Source organism: Alteromonas sp. ABE4_545 (assembly GCF_056161325.1).
In genome coordinates this window covers 1-1,489 of sequence record NZ_JBSWYY010000062.1, presented here as the reverse complement: position 1 = coordinate 1,489, position 1,489 = coordinate 1, and the positions used below count along the sequence as shown (strand labels likewise).

Here is a 1,489-nt window from a genome sequence, read left to right as displayed (position 1 = left end):
TTGGAAGCAAATTGCATTTTCAGTGCTGTCGTAATAAGTTGGGCTAAATAGTTTTAGTATTGTATTAATCGTAAACGCGGCAATTTTGAGTGGGTTAGGGGATTTAGCAATGCGCTTCGCATTGAGTTTTCACATTAACCACTTGCGCATTTTACTCGCGGTAAATAAGTCCAAAACATAAGGAATGTGTTTTAACAAATGGTTTCAGCACATAACAAAACGCTTAAGACGCAATCCGCTGGGGCGGCTTGCTGGGACACAAACACGCGGGGCGCTGCGCTATTTTGCCCCACGTGTTTGCGCCCCTTAGCTTAGCGTTATGTGCTAATAGGAATGCTTAAATGGATTTATTTTTTGCCAACCTGATAACTGTTGGGTTTTTCATTATAGGATACAAGCTCATTCAAAAAGCAATTTTGCCTATGCCCCGTGCTCTGTTAGGAATTGCACTATATTCCCTATTAACCTTTTGCTGTTTAGGCATTACTTCAGTTCTTTTTGCTATTACTATCGGCCTGTGGTTACCGGATACATACCCAGTTACTTTTTCATACAAAGCACTGCTTATGTGCCCTATTATTACCATCTATTTTTCGTGCAAAATGGTGCAAAACAAAAGGCAGTTTTCTGCACGCACATAACAAATCGCTGTAGACGCACGCGGTGCGTGCTGGGACAAAAACACGTGGGCTGTCCTCGCTACGCTCGATATTATAGCCCACGTATTTTTGCCCCTAAGCGGGGTGTTAGGTGCTTAGATGAACAGTCAAGCTTATCTCGATATTTGCAAAAGTCTGTCTTTGACTGCTCGTTTAGGTATCGCACTTAGACTCTTCGAAAAATATTGTAATGATACCGAGATGAATGGTGATTCAATTGATGAATTCTTAGATTACTTATGGGAATGGCCGTTTGTTTCAAATGGGGAAATTGATTTCTCCAATTGGGAGAAAAGGCGTCCATGGCTTGTAGATATTGGACTTGGGGAACCTTTAGGAGATTCCCTATCATCGCTGAATTATGCAAATATAAAAGAAAGCTCTTTTAGAGTAGTAGTATCTTCTGTAGTGGAAATCTTATGGGGGAGTTTCTGGGGAGAAGCTGAAGATGAGTTGTCTTTAAACTGTTTGTCCGAATTAATTCAGGCTACAAACCCCAATTCACTGCCAGCAGTCACACCTTTTAAAATTTCGAAATTTAAGGACAATAACGGTTGGGGTAATTCACTTACCAATGAAGACGTAGATTTTTGGAGAACGTTTTGTGAACGCACCTAACAAACCGCTGTAGACGCACGCGGTGCGTGCTGGGACAAAAACACGTGGGCCGTCCTCGCTTCGCTCGGTATTATAGCCCACGTATTTTTGCCCCTAAGCGGGGTGTTATACGCTTGAGTAATCATGAAGTTTCTTAAACTATTTTCCATTATCGTTTTATGCGCTGCTTGCTTTTTAGGTGGGGCATATTGGCACAAATCATCATTGCTCAA

The 1,489-nt window shown here is 41.8% G+C and carries 2 protein-coding genes; both read left to right on the top strand.

All coding sequences use genetic code 11. The features are described from left to right. Positions 1-341 precede the first annotated feature (341 nt). A complete protein-coding gene (locus tag ACXAH6_RS20310; protein WP_474879806.1) occupies positions 342-641 on the top strand; it encodes a hypothetical protein in 300 nt (99 codons plus the stop codon). Between the two features lie 117 nt (positions 642-758). Beyond that, on the top strand, positions 759-1,277 hold the full coding sequence (locus tag ACXAH6_RS20305) for a hypothetical protein (RefSeq protein ID WP_474879805.1): 519 nt from the start codon (positions 759-761) through the stop codon (positions 1,275-1,277). The last annotated feature ends 212 nt before the right edge of the window (positions 1,278-1,489 follow it).

What these genes read in the sequence shown, in the direction of transcription:
- ACXAH6_RS20310 (WP_474879806.1), top strand. Translation starts at nt 342, where the DNA reads ATGGATTTATTTTTTGCCAACCTGATAACTGTTGGGTTTTTCATTATA.
- ACXAH6_RS20305 (WP_474879805.1), top strand. Translation starts at nt 759, where the DNA reads ATGAACAGTCAAGCTTATCTCGATATTTGCAAAAGTCTGTCTTTGACT.